The sequence below is a fragment of the Rhizobium sp. RHZ01 genome (assembly GCF_014851595.1).
Taxonomy (GTDB): Bacteria; Pseudomonadota; Alphaproteobacteria; order Rhizobiales; family Rhizobiaceae; genus Rhizobium; species Rhizobium altiplani.
The window spans coordinates 340,957-362,455 of sequence record NZ_JACUZZ010000001.1 but is presented as its reverse complement, the minus strand read 5'-3'; the positions used below and the strand labels follow the sequence as shown (position 1 = coordinate 362,455).

Below are 21,499 nucleotides of genomic sequence, written 5' to 3'. Positions count from 1 at the left end.
ACAACGACAAGACGATCCCAAGGAGGAAGTGCATGCGCCAGGGTTGGAGATGGTTTGGGCCTGAGGCTCCGGTGACACTTGATGAGGTGCGCCAGACCGGAGCGACGAATATTGTTTCGTCCCTGCATCAGGTTCCGATCGGCCGCGCGTGGACTGAGGCTGAAGTGCGTGAGCGGCAGGCGATGATCGAAACCACGCCGGCTGGGCGCTCGAGCCTGACATGGTCCGTCGTCGAGAGCATCCCCATTCCCGATGCGGTCAAGCGCAATGGCGGGCGGGCAAAGGCGGAAATCGAGGCCTGGATTGCCAGCCTGGAAGCTGTTGCCGCCTGCGGTATTGCAATTGTTTGCTACAACTTCATGCCCGTCGTCGACTGGACGCGCACCGAACTCGACCATGTGATCGATACCGGTGCCACCGCCATGCGCTTCGATCACGAGAAGTTTGCTGCCTTCGATCTGTTTGTACTACAGCGCGCAGGTGCCAAGGAACAGTACAGCGCCGAGGATGCGGCGCGGGCGCGCGAAGTGTTCGACACGATGAGCGAAAGCGAAATTGCGGAGATCACCCGGATCATCACATCTGCCCTGCCCGGCTCTACGACCGAGCCATTGACGATCCCGCAGTTCCGCGAAAAGCTCGCCGCCTATGCCGGGATCGATGCCTCCAGGCTGCGCCAGCACCTCATTGAATTCCTTCAAGCGGTGACACCGGCTGCCGAAGCGCGTGGCGTGAAGCTGACGCTGCACCCCGACGATCCGCCGCGCTCGCTGTTTGGCCTGCCGCGTATTGCATCTACCGCGGATGACTATGCCGCACTCTTCGATGCCGTGCCCTCTGAGGCAAATGGCATGTGCTATTGCACCGGCAGCCTCGGCGTTCGTGCAGACAACGACCTGGCCGCAATTGCCCGGCGCTTTGCCGCCCGGATCCATTTCGCGCATCTGCGGGCAACCAGGCGCGAGGGCGACGGCCGTACCTTCCATGAGAGCGCCCATCTGGAGGGTGACGTTGATATGGTCGCCGTCCTGAAGGAGCTTGTTGCGGAGGACCGACGGCGTCAGGCAGACGAAACGATCGTTTTCCGTTCCGACCATGGTCATCGCATGCTCGACGATCTCAACAAGAACGTGACGCCAGGCTACCCGGCAATCGGGCGTCTGCGCGGTCTGGCCGAGCTCCGCGGCATTCTCCATGCGCTGGGGGCGGCGCCGTCGTGACGGTGGCCGCATCGCATTGAGGATCTTTTAAGCGCTTGTTGCGGGGGTGAAACGGCGGATCGTCCGGCACGCCGCATCTCCCGCATCGGGAACAAACTTGGGCACGGCTCATTTCTCTTCTTGCAGAGAGGAGAAACGACATGACGTACGACCCCAATGATCCCAACCGCAATCCCGACACAGATCACGATCTGCGCACGCCACCGGTGCGTCGAAGCTCGAGTGCCTGGATCGGATGGGTTGCCGCGATCGCTGTGATCCTCGTTGCGGCGTTTGCTATCACGGAATGGTTCGACCGGCCGGGTACCGACATGAACCCGACGGCTTCGACGACTGAAACTCAGCCGGTGAAGCCGCCGGTAGCGCCCGCCGCGCCGTCAAGCGAGCCGGCAACACCAGCCCCGCCCAATCCTTCGACCGGCGGCACGACACCGCAATAACCATGACCGGAATGGGGAGCCTTACCGTTCCTCGGAGGCTTCCCTTTTCTGATCGCACTCTGGTCGGTTTCAGTCGGCCGCGGCTCTCCTGGCCACGGCCTGGGTCTCGACCGAGAGGGCGTGTTGTCCGGCTCCCCGGAGCCAGGTCCACGCACCATCAGTGTGTCGCTGCGCGCTTTCTGGAGGCGGCGAGGATGTAGTCGTCAGCAATATCGGCGATTGCCATTGCGATTTCCGTCGACGAAAAACCGTCGAGTTTTTCGCCCTGGATGATCAGATAGACGGCTTGCTCGATCTTCTCCCTGCAGGCGGAAAGCCTGTCGGCGTGACTGATTACTATAGGACGTAGTTCCATTGCCCTCTCCGGTCGTTCTTGATCTGTGTTGAATGCTGACATTGGTTAAGCGGTGCACCTGTTGACAACCGAGACGCTGTCGCAGACGCCCACCCATCGCTCAGTTCAGCGAAATGGCTTTGCCGCCAATCATCTCCGCTGGAGCGATCGGCGATCGAAGCTTCAACTTAACCGTGCCTCGACCATAGTCGCAAAAGTTCAAAGCGGCTCGTGAAATCGACGTGACACGACCATAAATTGCATCGCCAAAAATATGTACCGCCCAGGGTCAGTGTTGTGCTGCATCAATACTGTTGCTTGACCGCTTTGACCTTGGTCTCATTTGCGCGACAGGGATAAATTCGCAACGGCGGGGGAAAAATTTGGGCGATCAGCAATTAGCTTCTTGAAATAATTTACTCTTGGTTGTATTTTTTCAGAGTTCAAAGATATTGCCAGTCTGACACGAGGAAACGGTGAGCGCCATGAAGGCCAAGACTCCAAACGCCATTGATGCCTATGTGGGCGAGCGTGTCAGGTTGAGGCGGAAGCTACTTGGCATGAGCCAGGTTAGCCTTTCAGAGTCGCTTGGGATTACGTTTCAACAGCTCCAGAAATACGAAAAAGGCGTCAATCGCATAGGTGCGAGCCGGCTGCAGCGGATTGCGGAGGTCCTTGGCGTGCCTATTGGCTTCTTTTTCGATGAAGAGGGGGCGCATACGGCAGGTGTGCAGTTGAGCGCTGAGACCGATGAAGTTGCGCATTTCATCGCCTCGAAGGAGGGGTTGGCGCTAACGCGCGCCTTTATCGCGATCGAAGATCCGAACATTCGTCGAAAGCTGTTGGCGCTTGCAAGGAGCCTTGGCTCCTCGCAATCGGGCACGGATTCGCATGAGGGCTGGGAACGCGCGGACGAAACACGAGGATAGGCGGTGCTGCACCTCCAGACATTTGGCGAACTGCGGCTGACAGATGAAGCGGGCAATGCAGTCGGCTATCCCGCCAAGGCACTGTTGACGATGGCGTATCTCTTTACGTGCAAGGGTCATGCGCTCACACGCCAAGAGGTGGCTTCGTTTCTGTGGTCGGATGCCGAAGCCGATCAGGCCGGTCTCAATCTGCGAAAGCTGATTTCCCGTATTCGACAAATCGATGACAGCGTTGCCGCGCCACTTCGGATCACCTCGGCCTCCGTCGAACTGCGGGCGGAACTCCTGACCGTTGATATTGAAATACTCGATGAGGCAAAATCGCCGATGGACAGGCTGAAAGCGAGTAGCGATCTGCTTCAGCGTGAATTCGTCGGCAATGTTCGCTCAGCCAGCAAAGCGGTCGACAACTGGATCGCGCGGGAGCAGCGAAGCCATAGGGCCAAGTTGCGCCAGACGCTCCTCGATGCGGGCTCGGCTGCTCAGGGTGCCGACGATTATCGCGCCGTGTCGGGCGCTGCTTTGCAGCTCCTGGAACAGGACCCGGCCGATGAGCAGATCCGGGCGATCCTCCGCGGGCTGCCGGGAGTAGCCGACCCGGACCTACTGCCTCGGGGCGAACGCCAAGCGAGAAGCTATTTCGTGTCAGCGGAGGCGCAGAATGCGACCACTCGTGAGGCGGAACCTCGAGCCGCTTCGAGCCTGCCGCGGCTGGTTCTGCTTCCGCCAACGTCCCAGGGTAACGTCGTTGGTCTGTCGCTTGCCGCCGCGCTGATCGAAGATGTCACGATCGAGCTATGCGGCCTCCGAAACATTTCCATCGTTGCGCCTCACACTGCGGAGCAAATCCGTCGTGACTCTGACAAGGCGGCCATGATTGCCCGCCACTCGATCTCCTATCTTCTCGATACAAGGTTTTCGGGCGAAGGCCTCTATGCGCAACTGGTCTATTTCCCGACGGACGAAATCATCTGGGCCGTGAGATTTCCCATGACCGCGGCAACGCTGCCAACCCAGCGACGGCTCATGGCCCAGCACTTGTCATTATCCGTCGTGGATGAGCTTGCCAGGAATGAGGAAGCCCGGCTTAGCCTGGAGGCGAACCCGCAGGCATATCACTCCTACCTTGTCGGCGCGAGCCTGATGGGCAAGCTGACCTTGCCGCACATTCGCAGGGCGAGAGCGGCCTTCAAGGAGGCGCTGAAATATAATAAGGATTTTTCACCAGCGTTTACCGGCCTGGCGCGGACTTACACCAGCGAGTGGCTGGTGACGGCGCAGGGTAACGAGGAGCTCTTGGGCCTTGCTGAACAGAGTGCGTTGAAGGCCATCGAGCGGGACGAAGCTTTCGCCGGCGGCTACCGCGAACTCGGCGTGACAAAGCTTTATCTCGGCGACGTCGATCAGAGCGTGGCGGCGCTCCGCCACGCGGAAGAATTGAGCCCTCATTTCGCCGACGTGATCTATAGCCACGCCGACACACTTGTTCATGCCTCGCGTCCCAAGGAGGCATTGGCCAAGATCGAGAAGGCGATCTCGCTGAATCCAATTTCGCCTGACAGCTATCTTTGGTGTGCCGCAGGCGCGAGCTACTTCCTCGAGCGCTACAACGACGCCATTGCCTATGTGGAAGCCATGAAGGACAAGGAGCCGGCTTACCGCATTGCTGCTGCGAGTTGTGCAATGATTGGCGATCGCAGGCGGGCCCAGTTTTATCGGCAGCGTGCGCAAGCGCTGAACCCGGTCTTCGACCTGGAAAAATGGCTTTCTGTCATTCCGTTCAAGGAACAATGGCAGAAGGATCTCTACAGAGAAGGGCTTTTGAAAGCTGGATTTTGACACCAACGAAAGGAAACGTCATGTCAAGGGCAGTAGTATTCGGCATTGCAGGGGATGCGAAACTTTGGATTGCCGACCTCGATGCGGGGACCGTCAAGCCACTCGATGGGGCAACCGGTGATCTGGCGAAGGTCGCGGATCTGCGCAAGTCAGGTGCCTCCGTCGTCAAGAAGGTGGATTTCGCAATTGCGGTTTCTTCGGCGAAAGCGGCGTTCTCCGGCCACGTCGAGCCGAACCCCTGACGAGCATCAAGCTGGCCGCCTACTCCGACCGCACGGTTCCACCCTCTGAGACGCTGGCCCGAACCGCGCCACTACTCGCGAACTTTGGTATAACACGCGTGGCGCGCCACACCGGCTTGGACAACATCGGCATCCCGGTGTGGTGCGCTTATGTCCCCAATGGGCGGTCGATCGCGATCGCCCAAGGCAAGGGTCTGACCGACGACGATGCCAAGGCTTCGGCCGTTATGGAAGCGCTTGAGCGCGTCGTTGCCAACAGGCCGGCCATTGCAACGCTTTGCGCCTCGGCGAACGATCTGCAGGAGGAGGGATTCTCATTTGACACGCTTGCTTGCCTGATTGGTCGGCATGAGGACGACATTCGGCTCGATGAACAGATTGACTGGGCGCTTGGCAAGGATCTCCTGACCGATCGGGACGTGTATGTTCCCTTTGAGGCGGCACTTCTGGACCGCACCCGCCGCAATCGCTTCTGGATGTCTTCCGATGGTCTTGCCTCCGGCAATACGATGGAAGAGGCCACCCTGCACGGACTCCTTGAGCGTGTCGAACGCGACGCATTTTGCCTCTGGCAGGTTGGCGCCGTTGAGGATCGGCTTTCGCGCTGCATTGATCCGGCAAGCTTCGAAAATCCATGGCTCGATGACCTCGTTCGAAAGATTGAGGCGGCCGGTCTTGTCGTTCGCCTGTTCGATATGACAAGCGATATAGCTGTGCCCTGCTTCACGACCGTCCTCGGGCCCGCGGAGCGACGGGGCGACAATATTCGCTTTGTCGAGGTGACGGGAGGAAGCGGTGCGCATCCCTCCCCTGTCCGCGCGGCCATTCGCGCAATAACAGAAGCCGTTCAGTCGAGGATAACATTCATCAGCGGCGCCCGTGACGACCTGTCGCCGGACGAGTTTCAAAGGCCTGTGCCTGCGGAGACCTTGCATGCCCTCGATGCCATCCCAGTCGCCTGGATCGCTGCTGCGCGCTGCGATGACAAACCGCACCTCAACAGGATCCTCGATGCCTTGCGGGAGCGACAGATCGCGCCAGTGATAATGCTACCACTCAGCGACCCCGCCTTGCCCTTCCATGTCGTCAAAGTCTTCGTTCCAAGCCTCGAAAACCCCGAGGGCGCGCGGGCGCGTCGCTTTGGCACCCGCGCGATCGCAAAGGCGCTGTTTTCATGAAAGTCATCTTTGTTGGGCCAAGTCTCCCGGACGCAGCGACGCTGGCAGGAGATGGGGTCACCGTATATCCGCCCGCCGTTCAAGGTGACGTGTTGGCCGCAGTGCGGAGAGGCGCGCGAGTCATCGGCATCGTCGATGGCGGTTTCGAATACACCGCGCCTGTCTGGCACAAAGAGATCCTTTTTGCACTGTCACGGCAGGTCCGTGTGTTCGGTGGTGCAAGCATGGGGGCGCTTCGCGCGGCGGAATGTAAAGTCTTCGGAATGGTTGGCGTTGGCCGGATCTACGGCGAATATGCCTCGGGAGCGACGGTGGACGACGCCGATGTAGCGCTGCTGCATGGACCCATGGAACTTGGATATCGGGCGTTGACCGTGCCGCTGGTGAATGTCAGGTCGACACTCGATAAGCTGGAGGGCCGGCAGATGCTGACGCATGAACTTCGCGTAGCGCTCGAAGTCGCTGCTGTCGATTTGTTCTTTAAAAAGCGGACTTGGAGGGCGATTGTGGCAAATGCGGACGTTTCCGCCGATCGGCAGGAACTCCTGTCGTTGCTGCGATCGAACGAGGTCGATCAGAAACGGGCGGACGCTCTCGCTCTGCTGGACGCTGTCCGAGTGGCGGACAATGACTGCTCGACCCCGGCTGAGTTGGCGTGGCAATTCAACGAGACCTTTGTCCGCTCGGAAGAGCGATAATTTGGAAACTGTCTGCTGTAATGCAACAATAAAGTGTGTCACGGGGTTTTCACGGGCCTTTTGCGCGCACACTGAATATTCTCCGATGGTTCGAGGGAGAATAGTTATGAGTGCAGCATCGGCAAACGGATCGGTGGTACTAGACGGCAGTGAGCGATCTTCTGAGGACTTGGATGAGCTCGTCGCACTGGCGCGTATGATCGCCTATGCGAAATATGCCGCTGGAGATGCCGATCTGGTGGGGGCTATGGACTACCTTGGTATGGCGCTGAATGAGGTTCTGCGTGAAATTGGGGACGGTCCGCATGAGGGTCTGGCGGACGTGATGGCGTCCAAAGCGGCGACATGCCTGAATTGACATGAATTGAGGGGACGGTGGGGATGGGGCCGGCGCGTTGCGTCGGCCCTATTTCAATTTCTTGGAATAGACGCAGAGCTTTTCGGAGTGTTCATAGTCGTTGCTCTTGTAGTACTCCGCAACGCCGCCCGTGCTGCGCGAGACGAGCCAAACGTGGACATAGCCCATTGCGCGCGCGTCCTCCTCCAATGTGTGCAGGAGGCGGGAGCCGATCCCGGAGCGCTGGTAGCGTGGCCTTATCGCTATTTCCGCGACGTGGATCCCGCGTCCCATGACAGAGGTGTGCGGCAGGCCGAAGGCGAAGCCGACGGGTCGTTCGGCATCGAACGCGGCCATCGCCAGGCACATCGGCGTCGTTGTCAGTTCGTCTATGCGTGAGATTGCGTTCTGAAGGCACCACTCCTCGTGCCAGGGCGGCCTCGCGTAGGCTTCGACGATGATGTCAGCATTGAGGAGTGCTTCATCCCGGGTCACGCGTCTATAAATTATCGGCATTCATACACTGTCGCCATCACCGCGCACGACACGCTTGATGGCGCCTTCCTGTTCACTCCACCCCAGAGCGTTAAAGCATAGGCCAAACGACCCGTGTTGTGACTTCATCGTGACACGCGTTTTGCGCGAACCCCGGGGCGACCTGCAAGCCAGCGCTTTGTGCCGGGTCCTGCCCGGCAAAGAAAGGGCGCTTCGTGAAAGACTGAGCGCCTTTTTCCTTTTGACATTTGCTGTTGCTCGCCCGAAACAGCGTATGTTGTGGCGCGAGGAGAAACCGCAGATGAACGATAATGTCATTCAATTCCGTCGACGAAAGCCGCCCCGGCCACCCCGGCCAGGCCTTCGCAAGCTCGCGATCGCCGCAGCAATTCTTGCGCTGTTCGTTGCGGCGTGGGGGTATTTCACCCTGTTCAGCCCGCCGGTCTGACATCGCGTCGCGCTGGTGCGGGTTGGCGTTTGACGCTGGCAGCACAAGAACATGGCCTGATGTGCAGGCCGCATCGTTCGGCAAAACTCTCTCATCCAGGCATTTGATCTGAGGCAAGGCGCGCTACTCTTTTAAATGGAGTGGTGCGCAAAACTCGTGCAGGCCGCATAGTTTCGCCCGAAGTGCCTTGTCATGAGAACCGCACAGATCGCGGAAGCGAGAGATTCCAATGAGATTGCCCGCAATTGACAATATCGATCGAAAGATTCTCCGATTGCTCCAGAGCGAGGGTGATCTCAGCCACGCCGCGCTGGCCGAGCGGGTCGGGGCATCGAGCGCGTCGTGCTGGCGCCGCATCAGGGCGCTGGAGGCGGCGGGCATGCTGGGGCGGACTGTCAGGCTCGTGAGCCCCGAAGCCGTTGGCCGTGGGCTGACCGTGTTCTGCCAGGTGCGAATGAAGACGCATGATCCGGCTGCAAGAGATGATTTCGAGCGCTTCGCAGAGAGCCATGAGGAAGTGCTTGAATGCTATTCGATGTCTGGTGATTGGGACTATCTGTTGCGCGTAGCCGTCGCCGATGTCCAGGACTACGAGCGTCTCCTCATGCAGGGTATTCTGACGCACCACTCAGTGGCGACATCGTCGTCGCATTTCGCCTTGAAGCGGGTGAAGTACTCCACTTCGGTTCCAGTCTGAGCCGGTCGCTTTTTTCTGGTTACTCCGGCGAGGCCTGTTGTTCCCCTCAGCAATATTCGGACCTTGGTCCTAGGAGGGCCGGACTAACGTCCGGTGGTGGTCAAGGAAAGGTCTGATGTCAACGATTGCGAATTGACGGTCGGGTCGACCCGTGGGCAAAATTGGTAAGGGTTGAGCGGCTAGCATTTGCAATGCCGCGCGGTTTATCTGGGCCCCAGCCCAAGATGGCTGACAGCGCCGGCTGGCTGGATCGCGACCAGGAAAACCATGGAATGCAAGGGAATGGTGATGCTCTCACGACGTAGCTTTGTTGTGGCTCTATGCTCGATGTCAATCGGCCTGTCGCTCGCGGCAATGCCGTTCAAGGTCGCGGTTTCGGGCGGCTCGTTCAAGCTCAGCCTCCAGACTGCCGAGGCCGCCAAAGGCGGCAACGGCAATGGAAACAGCGGCGGCAATGGCGGTAACGGCAATGGCGGTAACGGGAATGGAAACGGCGGAGGCAATGGCGGCGGTGGCGGCAACGGTGGCGGAAATGGCAACGGTGGCGGAAATGGCGGCGGCAATGGTAACGGGAATGGCGGGGGAAACGGCAACGGCGGAGGGAATGGTAGCGGGAACGGCGGCGGTAGGTCCAGTGGCAGCGCCACGACCGGAACAGGCTCGACGGTTGATGTTGATACGGACAACTCGTCAATAGAGGTTCGCCACCGCGACGGCATGAGCGAATTCATCCGGAACGGCCGTTACATCATGAAGGACGCCCGTGGACGCACGATCGTCAATCGGCGGGCAACCTCAGCAGATGAGGCGCGCCTTGAATCCTTCACTCACTGATTGCCCCGCCCGTCGGTGGCATCGCGCAGCGCTATAGCCGCTTCCGTTCGGTTGGCGACCCCGAGCTTGGCCATGATCTGCGTCATGTGATGTTTGACGGTCTTTTCGTGCAGATCGAGCTGCCTTGCCACGTGCTTGTTGCTCAAGCCGGAAGCGACCAGCTGCAGGACCTGCAGCTCACGGGCGGTCAACGCCTCCAGGGCCGATGGTGTTTTCGGTGCGGGTGAAGAGCGGCTGGAAAGTAGCCGCGCAGACAGCGCCGGCGCGACATAGCTTTCACCAGCTGCCACGCTGCGGATAATCTCTGCAAGCGCCCTTGAACCGACCCCCTTCAACACATAGCCCTTTGCGCCGCAATTCAATGCCGCCGTGACATCATCGCTGGATTCGGAAACCGTAAGCATGACAATCTTTTGTGATGGTACGGTTGTCAGAATGGGAAGGATCGCGTTCAACCCGCCCCCAGGCATTGAAATGTCCATGAGCAGGACATCGGGCTGGAGGGTTTCGGCGACCCTGATTGCATCGTCCTTCGTGCTTCCTTCCGCGACAATCTGAAATCCATCTATCTCGGACAGGCTCCGGGATACCCCTTCCCTGAACAATGGATGGTCATCTATGACGGCGACGCGAATTCCTGCTGTCATGACTGGGCAATCTCCTCGCTGCTGAGCGACATGCTGACTATGGTACCTTGTGCGGATGTTCGGAGCTGGAAGGTGCCGCCCAGGCTTTCAATCCGCTCTCGCAGTCCTGCAAGGCCGAGGCTGGCAGGGCCGACATCGTCGGGATCAAAGCCGGGGCCGCCGTCGGAAACCTCGATGCTGATACGGTCACCTTCCATGCGTTGCACGACCCGTTGTTCTTTGCCGCCGCCGTGACGGTAACCGTTGTTCAACCCTTCCTGCACAAAGCGATATACGCAGATCTTGGCGGAGGGCGAAAGATTTTCGGGCGTCTCCGCTACCGATAGTTCAACGCTTGAGCCGGTTCGCTGCTCATGCGCGCGCACACTGCGCTCCAGTATCTCCGTTAGGGTTGCGGCTTCGATCTGCGGCAACACCAGCCCATTGCAGATGGTCCTGATCTCATGCATTGCCTCGTCCAGGCTTTCCTTGATGGCTGCAATTTCACCCTCGCGCCTGGATGCCGGTGTTGAGGGATCGACCAGCGCATTGCTGTCCAGGCGCAATGAGGCAAATGCAACAAGCTGCGCTGGTCCGTCATGGAGATCTGCACCAATGCGCCGCAGGTGGCTTTCGTTGAGGGCTGTGGCGCGTTGGGACGCACGCTGGACGCGCCTGCGCAAGGCCTGGTTCTGGGATAGCAAGGCCGAAAGGTCATCCACGCGCCGACTTAGAGCATGCCGCTGATCATCGATGGTTCGGCTGCCTCTCAACGCGATCGCCGACAACACGATAAAGAATGCAAGCGTGAAGGCGGCGACGGCCATCCAGCTGTGCAATCGCGCCTCATTGAGGCTGCGCTCGAAATCATTGGCTATTTCATAGAATTCGGACACGGCGACAACCTGTCCGGACCATGGCTGCAGAACGGGGTTGTAGATTTCGAGCAGGGGTTTGCCGCTCGCCCGCTCGACCTCGTCTTCCGCATCTTCCAGACGATTGAACTGGGCGACCATCGTGCCGGAAAAGGCCGCCTTGAGGTCGTCGCTCAACTCGAAGCGCTTTCCTTGCATGGTTTTGTCGTTTGAATAGAGAACCGTGCCGTCCGCGCGCCAAAGCCGGAAGGAGATCAGGCGGTTTCCAAGCGCCCCCTGCTCCAGCGTCTCGTCTAGCGCGCGGGAAACACTATCGTCGAGCTCTTGGGCCGTGAGCATGTCAGGCAGGAGGGGGGCAATCACACTGTCGACGTAGAGGGCGGTGGATGCCGCCGAGTTGCGGGTCACCGCGTCTTCGATCAGACTGCTCACGAATGCGCCGACCAACACCATCGCCACCAGCGACACGGCGCCTCCTGTGAACAGGAACTGCCTGGCCAATGATTGCGAATTCCATCGTTTTATGAGTTCACGGGGCCGCACGAGATGTCTCGGGATCGGCCGCCAAAATTGCGTGGCGGCACTTTAGTTGTTTCGATCGTAAACTAGCTTCATCCAGCGGCGGGTCAAACGATATCGCCTCGCAGCCCCCAGGTTTCCGACCTTTGGTCTCCTTTTGGCTAGGACCTAGGTCCTATCCGGTTAAGCAAAGGTCTGACCGCCATGGAGCCTGCGCGGGACGCAGGCTATCGTCGTTGTGATCTGGAACGCGGCATGTCCGCGTCCGGCCGGAAGGCTGGCGTCTTGCCTGCCGCGAGCAGCTTGGCTTTCCGGACGTAGGAACAAAAGACGGCAAAACGGTTTTGGACCGGGAGGTTGATATGAGCATTTCAAGTATTCTTGGACGCAGCGTTATAGCGCTCACAATTGCGGTTGTACCCGCCTGTGGCGCTTTCCTGGGATTAGAGGGCATCGCCTACGCAAAGGGTGGTAACGGCAACGGAGGCGGCAACGGAGGCGGCAACGGCAACGGAGGCGGCAACGGGGGCGGCAACGGCAACGGGGGCGGCAACAGGGGCAACGGCGGCGGGGGGAACCACGCGGGCGGCAATTCCGAACACGGGAAGAAATCCGATACCGTTGGCTCACACGGCTCGCATGCAAAGAGTAAGGACGACACCCGGAGAGATCACCCGACGTTGAAGTCGTTCTTCACACACGAGAAGAAGGCGGCAACGACGACAAGGACCAGAACCGCCACAACGACAAGAACGAAGGCCGCCAAATCCGAGTTTGCCGGGCTGAACTCGCTGAACAGGAATTACCACGCCTACTTGCATTCGAACGATCCGCGAATGGCGGCGGTTTCGGCCTATGTGATGGCCTATGCAGAGTTCGAGGCCGAGAATGGGCCGGATGCCATCCCTACGGACCCTGCTCTTAGCGACGAAGCCCTTCGCGAAGCACTCTCGAGCTTTACCAAGGGCGGCGAAGTGAGTGACGGGGCTCTCGAGCGAGCAAAGGACATCTTGGGCGTTGGGCCCGCCGTTGGCAAGATTGATCAGGTTCGTGACACTCTTCCAGTGCAGGAGCCTGCGCCGGAGCCCGTCGAAAGCGCGCCTGTGGAGGATGAGGCGCCGCCACCGCCGGTGACGGTCATCATCGAGCAGCCCTGACGCTTTCAAAACTTGGCCACCGCACGGACACAACGCGCCGTGCGGTGGCCCAAAAATGCAGGTTGTACCAGCCACGGGCTCGGCAACCACTACTTAGATCGAGCCAGGGATGGCTCGGACGGGGCAGCGCCGCCGCTCTTCGCCGCCTGTTCCAAGGCGCATCGGTGCCTTCTGAACCTTCACCTTCTTGATCCGGGATTGCTTCTGTCGCGCTAAAGGCGTGTCTCTCAAGGCAGTTCCTTTCGCCGTTTGTGAACAGCTACAGGCGGAATCGGTCCTTTTCACCTTCTCATGTAACTCGACGGCGGCCGGCCGCGGCACGGCTGGGTGAACCTCGTCCTCATATGTGCGGCCTCCGTCAGCCGACCACATAAGGGAGCCAGTGACGGGTTTGCCGAATCTCGCGAATCGAGCTAGTTCTGTAACTACGCAAAAAGAGCGAATTATCGCTGTAGAGCGAAACAAGTATTGAATTAACTGTTCATCAACCGTATCGGCGCTTAGGCTATTGGAACGAACTGAGGAAAGAATCGTGAATCGCCACTTAAGCAGCCTCGACTTCATGCAGAGCTTTTCCACAAAATTGGAGCTCGCCCTGCAAAATCTTTCGATGGCACAGTATCCACCGGATGCGCGCCGCGAGATGCGGAAATTTTCCTCGTCGGAAGTCGCAGCGCTCCTGGATGTCTCGGAAGCCTATATCAGGCAGATCGTTCTGAAGGACAAGGGTCCCTCGCCGGAGACGACGTCAAACGGCCGCCGCATGTACACGCTCGAGCAGATCCTCGAGCTGCGACTGATGCTGGCCGGAAAGGGTCGCAAGAAGTGGATGAACCCGCGCCGCGTCGAGGGTGAGGAATGCCAGATCATTGCGGTCACCAATTTCAAGGGCGGCTCCAGCAAGACATCCACGACCATTCATCTTGGTCACTACCTGGCGCTCAAGGGCTACCGGGTATTGGCGGTCGATCTCGACCCGCAGGCGTCGCTTACAAGCCTGCACGGCGCGCTTCCGGATTTCGATCCGCGCGAGGACGAAACGCTCTATGCGGCCATTCGCTTCTCGGATCCCAAGCCGACGAAATCGCTGGTCCACACCACGCATATTGCCGGCTTCGACGTGATCTGCGCCGGGCTCGACCTGACAGAGTTTGAAACGGCTGTCGCTCTCGAGATGCGCAAGAATGGCGGCACGAGCTTCCTTCTGCGGGTATCTCAGGCCCTCGAGCAGGTTGCGGATGACTATGACGTAATCCTGATGGATTCCGCGCCTTCCCTGAACTTCCTTACTCTGTCGTCGCTGACCGCTGCCACCGGCGTCATCATACCGGTCCCGGCACACATGCTGGACGTCGATTCGACGGGGAAATTCCTCGAGCTTGCCTCGTCCTACATGCAGATATTGAGCGAGATGGGGAGTTCGGCCCAGTGGGATTTCGCGAAGTTCCTCGTGACGAAATTCGAAGCCAACGATCACCCGCAGGCCAACATGACTGCGTTGATGCGACAGGTCTTTGGCGAAGACCTGCTGTTGAACATGGTGACGAAGTCAACGGCTGTTGCTGATGCATTGACGTGGAAGCAGAGCCTCTATGAGGTGCAGCGTTCGCGCTTCTCGGCACCGAAAACCTATGACCGCGCAATGGAATCGATCAACGCGGCCAATGCCGAGATCGAGAAGTTGCTTTGGGCAGCATGGGGGCGCGAATGAGCCGCAAGGATTCGCGTGGCATGTTTGCCAATGTGCTCGGTCAACTTGAGCAACCGAGCGCAGCGCCGGCCGCAAAGCCGACAACATCTCCACACCTTCTCAAGGTCGCCGCAGGCGTCAGGCAGATACAGGAAAAGGGCGAGGTTCTCGACAGGCTCCTCAAGGACGGCGACCATATTGTCGAGGTCGACCCCGATGACGTTGCTCCCTCCTCGATTCCCGACCGCTTCGATGGCGCTTATGACGATGCGGCCATTGATGAGATAGCGACGTCCATCAAGGAGCGTGGGCAGATTGTCCCTGGCTTGATCAGGCCGCACAAAGGTGATGGGCTGCCATACCAGATCGTGTTCGGAAGACGGCGTTTGGCTGCCGTCAAGATTCTTGGATTGAAGTTCCGCGCTATTGTCCGCGAACTCAGCGACGAAGAGGCGATCGTCTTCCAGGGTGAAGAAAACGCCAACAGGAATGACCTTTCCTTTATCGAGAAGTGTGCATTCGCACTGTCACAGGAGCAGGCGGGATATCGGCGCGACGTAATCTGCGCGTCGCTGGCGACAGGAAAGTCGCACGTGTCGGAGATGCTGCGGATTGCAACGGCTATCCCCCGGGATGTTCTGCTCGCGATCGGCTCGTCGCCCGAGATCGGCCGTCGTAGATGGATCGAGTTTGCGGATGCCTTTGCCAAGCGCCAGGACGGGGTGGCGCGCGTCAAGCAATCGCTGAGCGAGGACAAGCTCGTCGCCGGGAAAGATCGCTTCGCTGTCGCATTAGGTGCGCTGAAGGCTGAGCAAGCGCCGACCGCCGCGCGGCCTTCCGTCACCGAAATACGTGCAAATGGCTTTCTTCTGGCGACCGTAAGCTACGCGAAGACCGGCCCGAAGATGAGCTTCACCAAGGCTGTTCCGGATAGTTTCGTAGACTTTTTGAACGATCGTATGGAGGCGCTTCACAGCGAATTCGTGCAGTCAATACAACGCAAAAGCAAAGGATAACGCCGCAAAAGAAAAAAGCTCCCGAACGTTGCCGTAACGGAAGCCCTTCTCATAGGTTAGCAGCTAGAGAATCGCATTTCCGGGAATCCCTGTCAAGTGTGGGCACCAATCTGGTGAGTGGATTTCTTTTGCCTTCAACAAGGTGAAGGTGATGGAAACAGGAAGTGTGACGACGCCCTTTGGGCAGCGTCCGATGACGCTTGGCATGCTCGCGAGCCAGAAGGCAGCAAGCGAGCTTCAGGCTGATCAATCGGTCGACAAGTGGAAAATCTACAGGTCACTGTGTGCAGCCAAGCCCTTGCTTGGAGTGACGGATCGCGCGCTTGCCGTCCTCAATGCACTGCTCAGCTTTTATCCGAAGAACGTCCTGTCGGAGGAAAACGGCCTGGTGGTCTTTCCGTCAAACGAACAGCTTTCGCTGCGCTCACACGGCATGGCGGAGCAGACGATCCGCCGCCACCTGGCGGTCCTGGTCGAAGCGGGGTTGATCATCCGCAAGGATAGCCCAAATGGCAAACGCTATGCCCGCAGGGCGAAAGAGGGTGAGGTCTCAGAGGCATTCGGCTTTTCATTGGCTCCGCTGATCGTGCGTGCCGAGGAGATCGAACGCCTCGCATCGGAAGTGGCGGCCGAGCGGCTACATATGCAGCGACTGCGTGAGCAACTCAGCCTTTGCCGCCGCGATGTGGCCAAGCTCATTGAGACCGCGATGGCGGAGCAGCTGGCAGGAGATTGGGAAACCGCGTTTGCCTATTTCAGGGAGCTGGTAGGTTCCATACCACGCACGGCGACGGCCGAGCAACTTTACGCTGCACTCGAAACGATGGAAACGCTGAGAGACGACATCACTAGCAGACTGGAAACATTACTAAAAGCAAAGAAAACGAGCGGCAATCACGATCAAAATGAGCGTCACATACATAATTCAAATCCCGACTCTACTTTTGATCTTGAACCAGCTTCCGAAACGAAGCAGGGGGCAAACTCGGAATTCACGATTGAGCCGAAAACCGTGGCGTCGACGCGGAAACAGAAAAGTGACGCTGGACGCATAGCCAGGGTTCAGAGCCAGGCGGCCAACGATCGCCCGGACCTGAAATCCTTCCCCCTCGGGCTGGTCCTCCAGGCTTGCCCCGACATGGTGAGCTACGGCCCGGGTGGTTCGATTGCAAATTGGCGAGACTTGATGGCGGCTGCGGTCGTTGTGCGGGGAATGCTCGGTGTAAGCGAGTCGGCCTACGAGGAGGCTGCTGCCACGATGGGACCGGAGAACGCCGCCACGGTCATGGCGTGCATCCTCGAACGTGGCGGGCATATCAACTCCGCGGGTGGTTATCTGCGAGACCTGACCCGTCGCGCCGAACGAGGTGAATTCTCGATCGGTCCGATGTTGATGTCGCTGGTGCGAGCACGCGGCGGCGGAACACGGCGGGCGGGATAGCACGCTCATGCAAGCCTGACATTGTTTCGCAGGGGCGAGCTGTTTCGGAAAGGGAAGCGGGTGGCGGGGGTAGAAATCCGTTCGAGGCAGCGGATTGGGCCGGTCGGAAGCAGCGGCGTGGGAGCGGGGAAAAAGTGGGCGAAGAAATTTTGGGTAAGCATGTGCCTTTTCTGAAGGGGCATTACTTGGCTCCGCAATTAAAGATGATCATCTCGGTCGAGCTTCTTGGCATCGACGGCGTGTCGCAGCGTTGCGACATTGCCAAGGTCGACCGGTCTCTCGATGGGGCCTGTCTCAACGATTTTGGCCTCTCCCTCGAAGAAGCCAAGGAGATCCAGCGGCGCCTGCAACAGGAACTGACGCAGTTTCAGGCGGATCAAGCCGGCCACCGAGATCGGAAGCGCCAAGACTGTAACCGCCGTCGGTCGGTGCATGATAGTAGGTACCGTACAATCCATTCGCTCTTTGGCTCTTGCCAAGTGCGTGTGCCGCGGTGGTGCCGCTGTGCATGGGAAGCGTCGAGACCCTGTTGAATGGCCGAGCTACCCCCGAGTTGGAGCGCATCCAAGCCGAACTGGGGTCCCGGTTGTCATTTCGAGAAGCAGCCCGTGTACTTGATATCTTTGTGCCGGCCACGCGGCCTCATAATCATCGAACCGTGAGCAACCGGCCGGCTAAGGTTGCCGATCAGATCGAAAAGTGGGATGTCGCAGGCCCCTATCGTATCAGTCGCGCCGGCAAGTCTCCCGTTTCCGTTTTCATAAAAGAGCACGTGACAACAGTCGCAACGCGTCATAACGCCAGCGCTCGCGTGAGGTCGTCGTGTTCGAAGGCGCTGGCCATGCGGTTGATCTCGGCCGACCGGGCACCAACGGCCATGGCTGTCTCGCGCCATGTTGAAGTCACGGTCGCGACGTCTTTGATGACTACACGTGCCTGCGCCAGCGTGAGCGCGAAATATTCGGAAGCCTGTTCGAGAAGATCAAGGGAGCAGGTGCCCTCGTCGAGGTCAATGTTCGTAGTCAGCACCCGCGCTTTAAGATCCGTAGGCACGGGATTGAGATCATAGGCGGGCGAGAGCGACCATCCGGCCTTGCCAAGCCAGAGGAAGCCGTGGTTACGCAGATGATCGTCGACATTGGAAATCAGCACATTGAAGACGACCCGCCGATAGAGCGCGTGAGTGTCCCTCTTTCCCTGGGAGCCATGCCGGGCCAGGGCGTCGACAATTTCGGGGTAACTGCTACGGTCGCCGTCCTTGGCGCCCACCATCGCCATTGCGGACAGGAATGGGATGCGGATCACGCCATCGCGATCGAAGCGTCGCGATAGCATCACTGACTTGCCGGCCACTTTGACAAGTTCGTGTCGTGGAGTGGCAATGCGGGCTTGGCCGGCCAGCCGCAGCGCAATCTCCTCCCAGGTTTCCATGCTGTACTCGTCCGTCTCCTTCGGAAACTTGACGATGGAGAGATGGCCGTGTTGGTCGATGACCGACGCCTTCGGCCGCGCACCTCCGAGGGAGGAGCCGGGCGCGAAGATGAGTTGAAGGTCTTCGTCCGTTTCCTCGTCCCGCAGAATCCGCTCGGTGATCTGAAGCAGGCGGCCAAGCTCTATTAGGGCCGGCACGCCGGCTCTGACAGGCGCCTGGAAGATATCCTCGCCGACCCAGCGAAACCGCAGCGCGCCGAGCCGCGTCTCATCTGCGACCCCGAGCAGGTAGTCGCTTTCCGCGAGCGTGCGCACGGCGCGGCCCTCGCGATCGGCAAAGCGACGCTCGGCGCGCTGCATGAGGCGGCGGCCCCACGTATCTGGCGCGGAGTCGCCGATCGAGCCGAAGGTTGCTAGTCCGGCAGGAGGAGCGAAGGCGCCGCGCGTCAATGCAAGTGCTGGCTCCAGCGACAAGCGGTGCGGATCCTCAAGCCATGTATCTTCGTACTCGAAAAGAATAGTTTCCGCGCCGCGGACGCGATTGCTCCTCGCCAATCCGATCGGGCGCGTGCGACCATGCAGATCGATGTGCACCTCGAAGTCAGCCATCGTGGGGCGATCGGGTTGGCCGCCTAAGATGAACGTGCTTGGGCAGATCGGCACTGGCCAATGCCTGTCCGACACTGTCGTTGCTGATGTCGGCGATTTGCCCCAGACCTTCGAGCAGACCGAGGGCCTGAAGGACGCCAGCATAGATGCCGATGCTGACATTGGTGTCGCCGGCTTCGACCCTTTGCAGGGTTGAGCGGGATGTGAAAGCACGCTGCGCCACGACCGCCATAGGCAGTTTGCGACGGCGGCGGGCGTCGTGGATATCCGCGCCGAGCTTCCGCAGGGCGCGGCGCACGGCCGCTGGAGGGTTATGGGGAGTAGGCATTTGAAACCTTCGCACTACAGATTAGCGGGATATGTAGCACGAAGATTACAATATTTCGAGCCGTGATTGGAATCTGTTGTGGCGTTTCCCGGCAGTGGAAACTACCTAGGTGAGGTTGGTGGACGTCTCACCCTAATTTACAAACTGCCTGCAAGTTGATCGCCGACCACATAAACCGCTGCATTATCCGACACCTCGCGTAGCCCCTTGTAGGACGCGTGTCTCAGCTTGCCGTCATGCGTCCTGGCGCGATACTCGATCTCGGCAATTAGCGTCGGCTGGACCCATAGGAGGTTCTTTCGACGCCCGTCCTATTTCACCGGCGGCGTCTTGCGCTTTATGCGATCGAGCGCCTTACGGCGTGATCAAATTCGCATGGTTCGCGATCGTCCTTCATCCGCAGACTGCCGCGCATCGAATGTGCGAAGACCTGGGCGGCGTCGACGGCAAGTGCCCTTGAGAGGAGAAGGGCGACATGCGGTGCAAATCGCGAGGTTCTGCTTGAGGCGAGCAGAGGAACGCGTCCCTGTCAGGCGAGATTGGGAGGAGATACGGGCACTCGTCTGGATCCGGAAAAAAATTGAGCAACCGCTTCATGTGCGAGGCAGTTGCCACCCGGCCCTGCCCGTGGTCTCGGGCATTCGTTGGGGCGGAAGTGGCAAGTTCCTCTGTCCTCTGGATGACCGAGCCGTGTCGTCATCGGTTCCGCGCTCCCCGTTTCGGCCCATGGCACTGCATGAGGCGGGCCTCGGCGGGGTCCGAGCTTTGCAGCGCGACTGCGACCGAACGGCACAGGCGGATAAACATATATTGCCAATATATCTTATGATGGTTACGTCACCTTTGTCGACGGAACAAATTTTGGAGACCATGATGACGCAAACATTGACCGAGGCCACGAAGGCAATTGTCCGCGCAACAGCGCCTGCCCTCGCAAGTCACGGGACCGAAATCACGGCGGCCATGTATAAGCGGCTGTTTGAGAATGCCGAGGTCCGCAACCTGTTCAACCAGTCGAACCAGGGAGAAGGCGGGCGCCAGACGAAGGCGTTGGCGCAGGCGATCCTCGCTTACGCCCAGAACATTGACAATCTCGCCGTACTCACCTCAGCTGTTGAACGGATCGCCCAAAAACACGTCGGCCTGCACATCCGGCCCGAGCATTATCCCCATGTCGCGACGGCCCTCCTGAATGCGATCAAGGATGTCCTCGGCGAGGCGGCGACGGATGAAATCCTCAACGGATGGGGCGAGGCCTTCTGGTTTCTGGCCAATATTCTGATCGAACGTGAAGGACAGATTTATAATAGTCTTCAAGCGTCCGAAGGCGGCTGGAATGGATGGAGGCAGTTTGCCGTCGTGTCGAAGCGCCGGGAGAGCGACATCATCACATCGTTCGTGCTGCGACCGGTTGATGGCGGGGCGGTGATCAGTCATCGGCCTGGTCAGTATCTGACATTTCGGTTCGATATTCCGGGTCTTCCTCCGCAGCATCGAAACTACAGCATTTCTTCTGCGCCCAATGCCGAGAGCTACCGCATCTCGGTCAAGCGAGAGACGCATGGGCTGGTATCAAGGTTCCTTCATGATCAGGTTGAGGAAGGCGCGGTCATCGAGGTTGCCCCTCCTACGGGAGATTTCCATTTGCCGACTGGGCAGGAAAGGCCTGTCGTGTTGCTGAGCGGCGGTGTCGGTCTGACGCCGATGGTAAGCATGCTGGAGACCATTGCAAACGATGGACGCGAGGTTCCCGTGCATTACGTCCATGGTGCCGAGAACGGTCGTGTCCATGCGATGGGATCGCATGTCCGCGATATTGCCAAGGACCGGGAGCATCTCAAGACGACAATTTTCTACGGAAGCCCGCATGCGCAGGATCAGAGGGGCGTTCACTTCGACCACGATGGCCTCATCACGGTTGAATGGCTGGCAAGGAACACGCCGATCGCAGAGGCCGACTTCTATCTCTGCGGCCCGCGGCCCTTTCTCGCCGTCTTTGTGAACGGGCTCGCAAAGGCCGGTGTCCCGCAGGATCGTATTCACTACGAGTTCTTCGGTCCGGCCGACGAACTCGCTGCTGCATAGGTTTTCGGAAATGCAAGGCGACCGGCGACGG

Annotated in this window: 22 protein-coding genes and 2 pseudogenes; 17 read left to right on the top strand and 7 right to left on the bottom strand. The window is 59.2% G+C overall.

Annotated elements, in window-relative coordinates; translation table 11 throughout:
* The first annotated feature begins 32 nt into the window (after positions 1–32).
* Positions 33–1,220: a mannonate dehydratase gene (gene uxuA, locus IB248_RS01590; protein ID WP_192240120.1), complete on the top strand. Its 1,188-nt coding sequence runs from the start codon at positions 33–35 to the stop codon at positions 1,218–1,220.
* A gap of 140 nt (positions 1,221–1,360) precedes the next feature.
* Positions 1,361–1,660 carry a hypothetical protein gene (locus tag IB248_RS01585; protein ID WP_169679939.1) on the top strand — a complete coding sequence of 100 codons (300 nt, stop codon included), beginning with the start codon at positions 1,361–1,363 and terminating at the stop codon, positions 1,658–1,660.
* Positions 1,661–1,817: 157 nt separating this feature from the next.
* Here IB248_RS01585 and IB248_RS01580 read toward each other — a convergent pair whose 3' ends face one another.
* Entirely contained in the window at positions 1,818–2,015 is a 198-nt protein-coding gene (locus tag IB248_RS01580) for a hypothetical protein (protein ID WP_169679940.1), read from the bottom strand.
* Between the two features lie 464 nt (positions 2,016–2,479).
* Between IB248_RS01580 and IB248_RS01575 the strand changes: the two genes are divergently transcribed.
* The 6 genes from IB248_RS01575 to IB248_RS01550 all read left to right on the top strand — a co-directional run bounded on the left by IB248_RS01575 (position 2,480) and on the right by IB248_RS01550 (position 7,238).
* A complete protein-coding gene (locus tag IB248_RS01575) occupies positions 2,480–2,923 on the top strand; it encodes a helix-turn-helix transcriptional regulator (RefSeq protein ID WP_192240119.1) in 444 nt (147 codons plus the stop codon).
* Positions 2,924–2,926: 3 nt separating this feature from the next.
* On the top strand, positions 2,927–4,762 hold the full coding sequence (locus IB248_RS01570) for a peptide antibiotic resistance protein (RefSeq protein ID WP_192240118.1): 1,836 nt from the start codon (positions 2,927–2,929) through the stop codon (positions 4,760–4,762).
* A 20-nt stretch (positions 4,763–4,782) separates the two neighbouring features.
* Positions 4,783–5,004 carry a hypothetical protein gene (locus IB248_RS01565; RefSeq protein ID WP_112666691.1) on the top strand — a complete coding sequence of 74 codons (222 nt, stop codon included), beginning with the start codon at positions 4,783–4,785 and terminating at the stop codon, positions 5,002–5,004.
* Positions 5,005–5,015: 11 nt separating this feature from the next.
* Positions 5,016–6,182 carry a YcaO-like family protein gene (locus IB248_RS01560; RefSeq protein ID WP_192240252.1) on the top strand — a complete coding sequence of 389 codons (1,167 nt, stop codon included), beginning with the start codon at positions 5,016–5,018 and terminating at the stop codon, positions 6,180–6,182.
* The gene (locus IB248_RS01555; RefSeq protein WP_192240117.1) at positions 6,179–6,880 is read left to right on the top strand and encodes a TfuA-like protein; all 702 of its coding nucleotides are present in this window, start codon (positions 6,179–6,181) and stop codon (positions 6,878–6,880) included. The genes IB248_RS01560 and IB248_RS01555 overlap by 4 nt, the downstream gene beginning before the upstream one ends.
* A 106-nt stretch (positions 6,881–6,986) precedes the next feature.
* Entirely contained in the window at positions 6,987–7,238 is a 252-nt protein-coding gene (locus IB248_RS01550; protein ID WP_169679947.1) for a hypothetical protein, read from the top strand.
* Positions 7,239–7,286: 48 nt separating this feature from the next.
* Here the strand turns inward: IB248_RS01550 and IB248_RS01545 are convergent, their stop codons facing one another.
* On the bottom strand, positions 7,287–7,733 hold the full coding sequence (locus IB248_RS01545; protein WP_192240116.1) for a GNAT family N-acetyltransferase: 447 nt from the start codon (positions 7,731–7,733) through the stop codon (positions 7,287–7,289).
* Between the two features lie 109 nt (positions 7,734–7,842).
* Here IB248_RS01545 and IB248_RS01540 point away from each other — a divergent pair, with 109 nt between their 5' ends.
* The 3 genes from IB248_RS01540 to IB248_RS01530 all read left to right on the top strand — a co-directional run bounded on the left by IB248_RS01540 (position 7,843) and on the right by IB248_RS01530 (position 9,691).
* Positions 7,843–8,160, top strand: a complete 318-nt coding sequence (locus IB248_RS01540) for a hypothetical protein (protein ID WP_192240265.1) — start codon at positions 7,843–7,845, stop codon at positions 8,158–8,160.
* Positions 8,161–8,389: 229 nt separating this feature from the next.
* A complete protein-coding gene (locus tag IB248_RS01535; protein ID WP_192240115.1) occupies positions 8,390–8,857 on the top strand; it encodes an Lrp/AsnC family transcriptional regulator in 468 nt (155 codons plus the stop codon).
* 288 nt (positions 8,858–9,145) lie between these two features.
* Positions 9,146–9,691 (top strand): hypothetical protein, encoded by a 546-nt coding sequence (locus IB248_RS01530; RefSeq protein WP_192240114.1) that lies wholly within the window; start codon positions 9,146–9,148, stop codon positions 9,689–9,691.
* Here the strand turns inward: IB248_RS01530 and IB248_RS01525 are convergent.
* Both IB248_RS01525 and IB248_RS01520 read right to left on the bottom strand, forming a co-directional pair.
* Positions 9,685–10,338 carry a response regulator transcription factor gene (locus IB248_RS01525; RefSeq protein WP_192240113.1) on the bottom strand — a complete coding sequence of 218 codons (654 nt, stop codon included), beginning with the start codon at positions 10,336–10,338 and terminating at the stop codon, positions 9,685–9,687. The two genes, IB248_RS01530 and IB248_RS01525, sit on opposite strands and share 7 nt — an antisense overlap.
* On the bottom strand, positions 10,335–11,735 hold the full coding sequence (locus tag IB248_RS01520; RefSeq protein WP_192240112.1) for a sensor histidine kinase: 1,401 nt from the start codon (positions 11,733–11,735) through the stop codon (positions 10,335–10,337). Before IB248_RS01520 ends, IB248_RS01525 begins: the two co-directional genes overlap by 4 nt.
* 338 nt (positions 11,736–12,073) lie before the next feature.
* Here IB248_RS01520 and IB248_RS01515 point away from each other — a divergent pair, with 338 nt between their 5' ends.
* The 5 genes and pseudogenes from IB248_RS01515 to IB248_RS01495 all read left to right on the top strand — a co-directional run.
* Positions 12,074–12,868, top strand: coding sequence for a hypothetical protein (locus IB248_RS01515; RefSeq protein ID WP_192240111.1), 795 nt, complete (start codon positions 12,074–12,076; stop codon positions 12,866–12,868).
* A 532-nt stretch (positions 12,869–13,400) separates the two neighbouring features.
* The gene (repA, locus tag IB248_RS01510; RefSeq protein WP_025658386.1) at positions 13,401–14,579 is read left to right on the top strand and encodes a plasmid partitioning protein RepA; all 1,179 of its coding nucleotides are present in this window, start codon (positions 13,401–13,403) and stop codon (positions 14,577–14,579) included.
* The gene (gene repB / locus IB248_RS01505; RefSeq protein ID WP_169679954.1) at positions 14,576–15,574 is read left to right on the top strand and encodes a plasmid partitioning protein RepB; all 999 of its coding nucleotides are present in this window, start codon (positions 14,576–14,578) and stop codon (positions 15,572–15,574) included. The genes repA and repB overlap by 4 nt, the downstream gene beginning before the upstream one ends.
* A 151-nt stretch (positions 15,575–15,725) precedes the next feature.
* Positions 15,726–17,015 carry a plasmid replication protein RepC gene (repC, locus tag IB248_RS01500; RefSeq protein WP_192240110.1) on the top strand — a complete coding sequence of 430 codons (1,290 nt, stop codon included), beginning with the start codon at positions 15,726–15,728 and terminating at the stop codon, positions 17,013–17,015.
* Positions 17,016–17,200: 185 nt separating this feature from the next.
* Positions 17,201–17,778 (top strand): annotated as a pseudogene (locus IB248_RS01495) (ISKra4 family transposase); the annotation flags it as partial.
* A gap of 29 nt (positions 17,779–17,807) precedes the next feature.
* Here IB248_RS01495 and IB248_RS01490 read toward each other — a convergent pair.
* The 3 genes and pseudogenes from IB248_RS01490 to IB248_RS01480 all read right to left on the bottom strand — a co-directional run.
* On the bottom strand, positions 17,808–19,055 hold the full coding sequence (locus IB248_RS01490; protein ID WP_192240109.1) for a HipA domain-containing protein: 1,248 nt from the start codon (positions 19,053–19,055) through the stop codon (positions 17,808–17,810).
* Entirely contained in the window at positions 19,048–19,383 is a 336-nt protein-coding gene (locus IB248_RS01485) for a helix-turn-helix transcriptional regulator (protein ID WP_026371549.1), read from the bottom strand. The genes IB248_RS01490 and IB248_RS01485 overlap by 8 nt, the downstream gene beginning before the upstream one ends.
* Before the next feature lie 137 nt (positions 19,384–19,520).
* Positions 19,521–19,742 (bottom strand): annotated as a pseudogene (locus tag IB248_RS01480) (ATP-dependent DNA ligase); the annotation flags it as partial.
* A gap of 514 nt (positions 19,743–20,256) precedes the next feature.
* Here IB248_RS01480 and hmpA point away from each other — a divergent pair.
* Positions 20,257–21,468: an NO-inducible flavohemoprotein gene (gene hmpA / locus IB248_RS01475; protein ID WP_169679960.1), complete on the top strand. Its 1,212-nt coding sequence runs from the start codon at positions 20,257–20,259 to the stop codon at positions 21,466–21,468.
* Positions 21,469–21,499 lie beyond the last annotated feature (31 nt).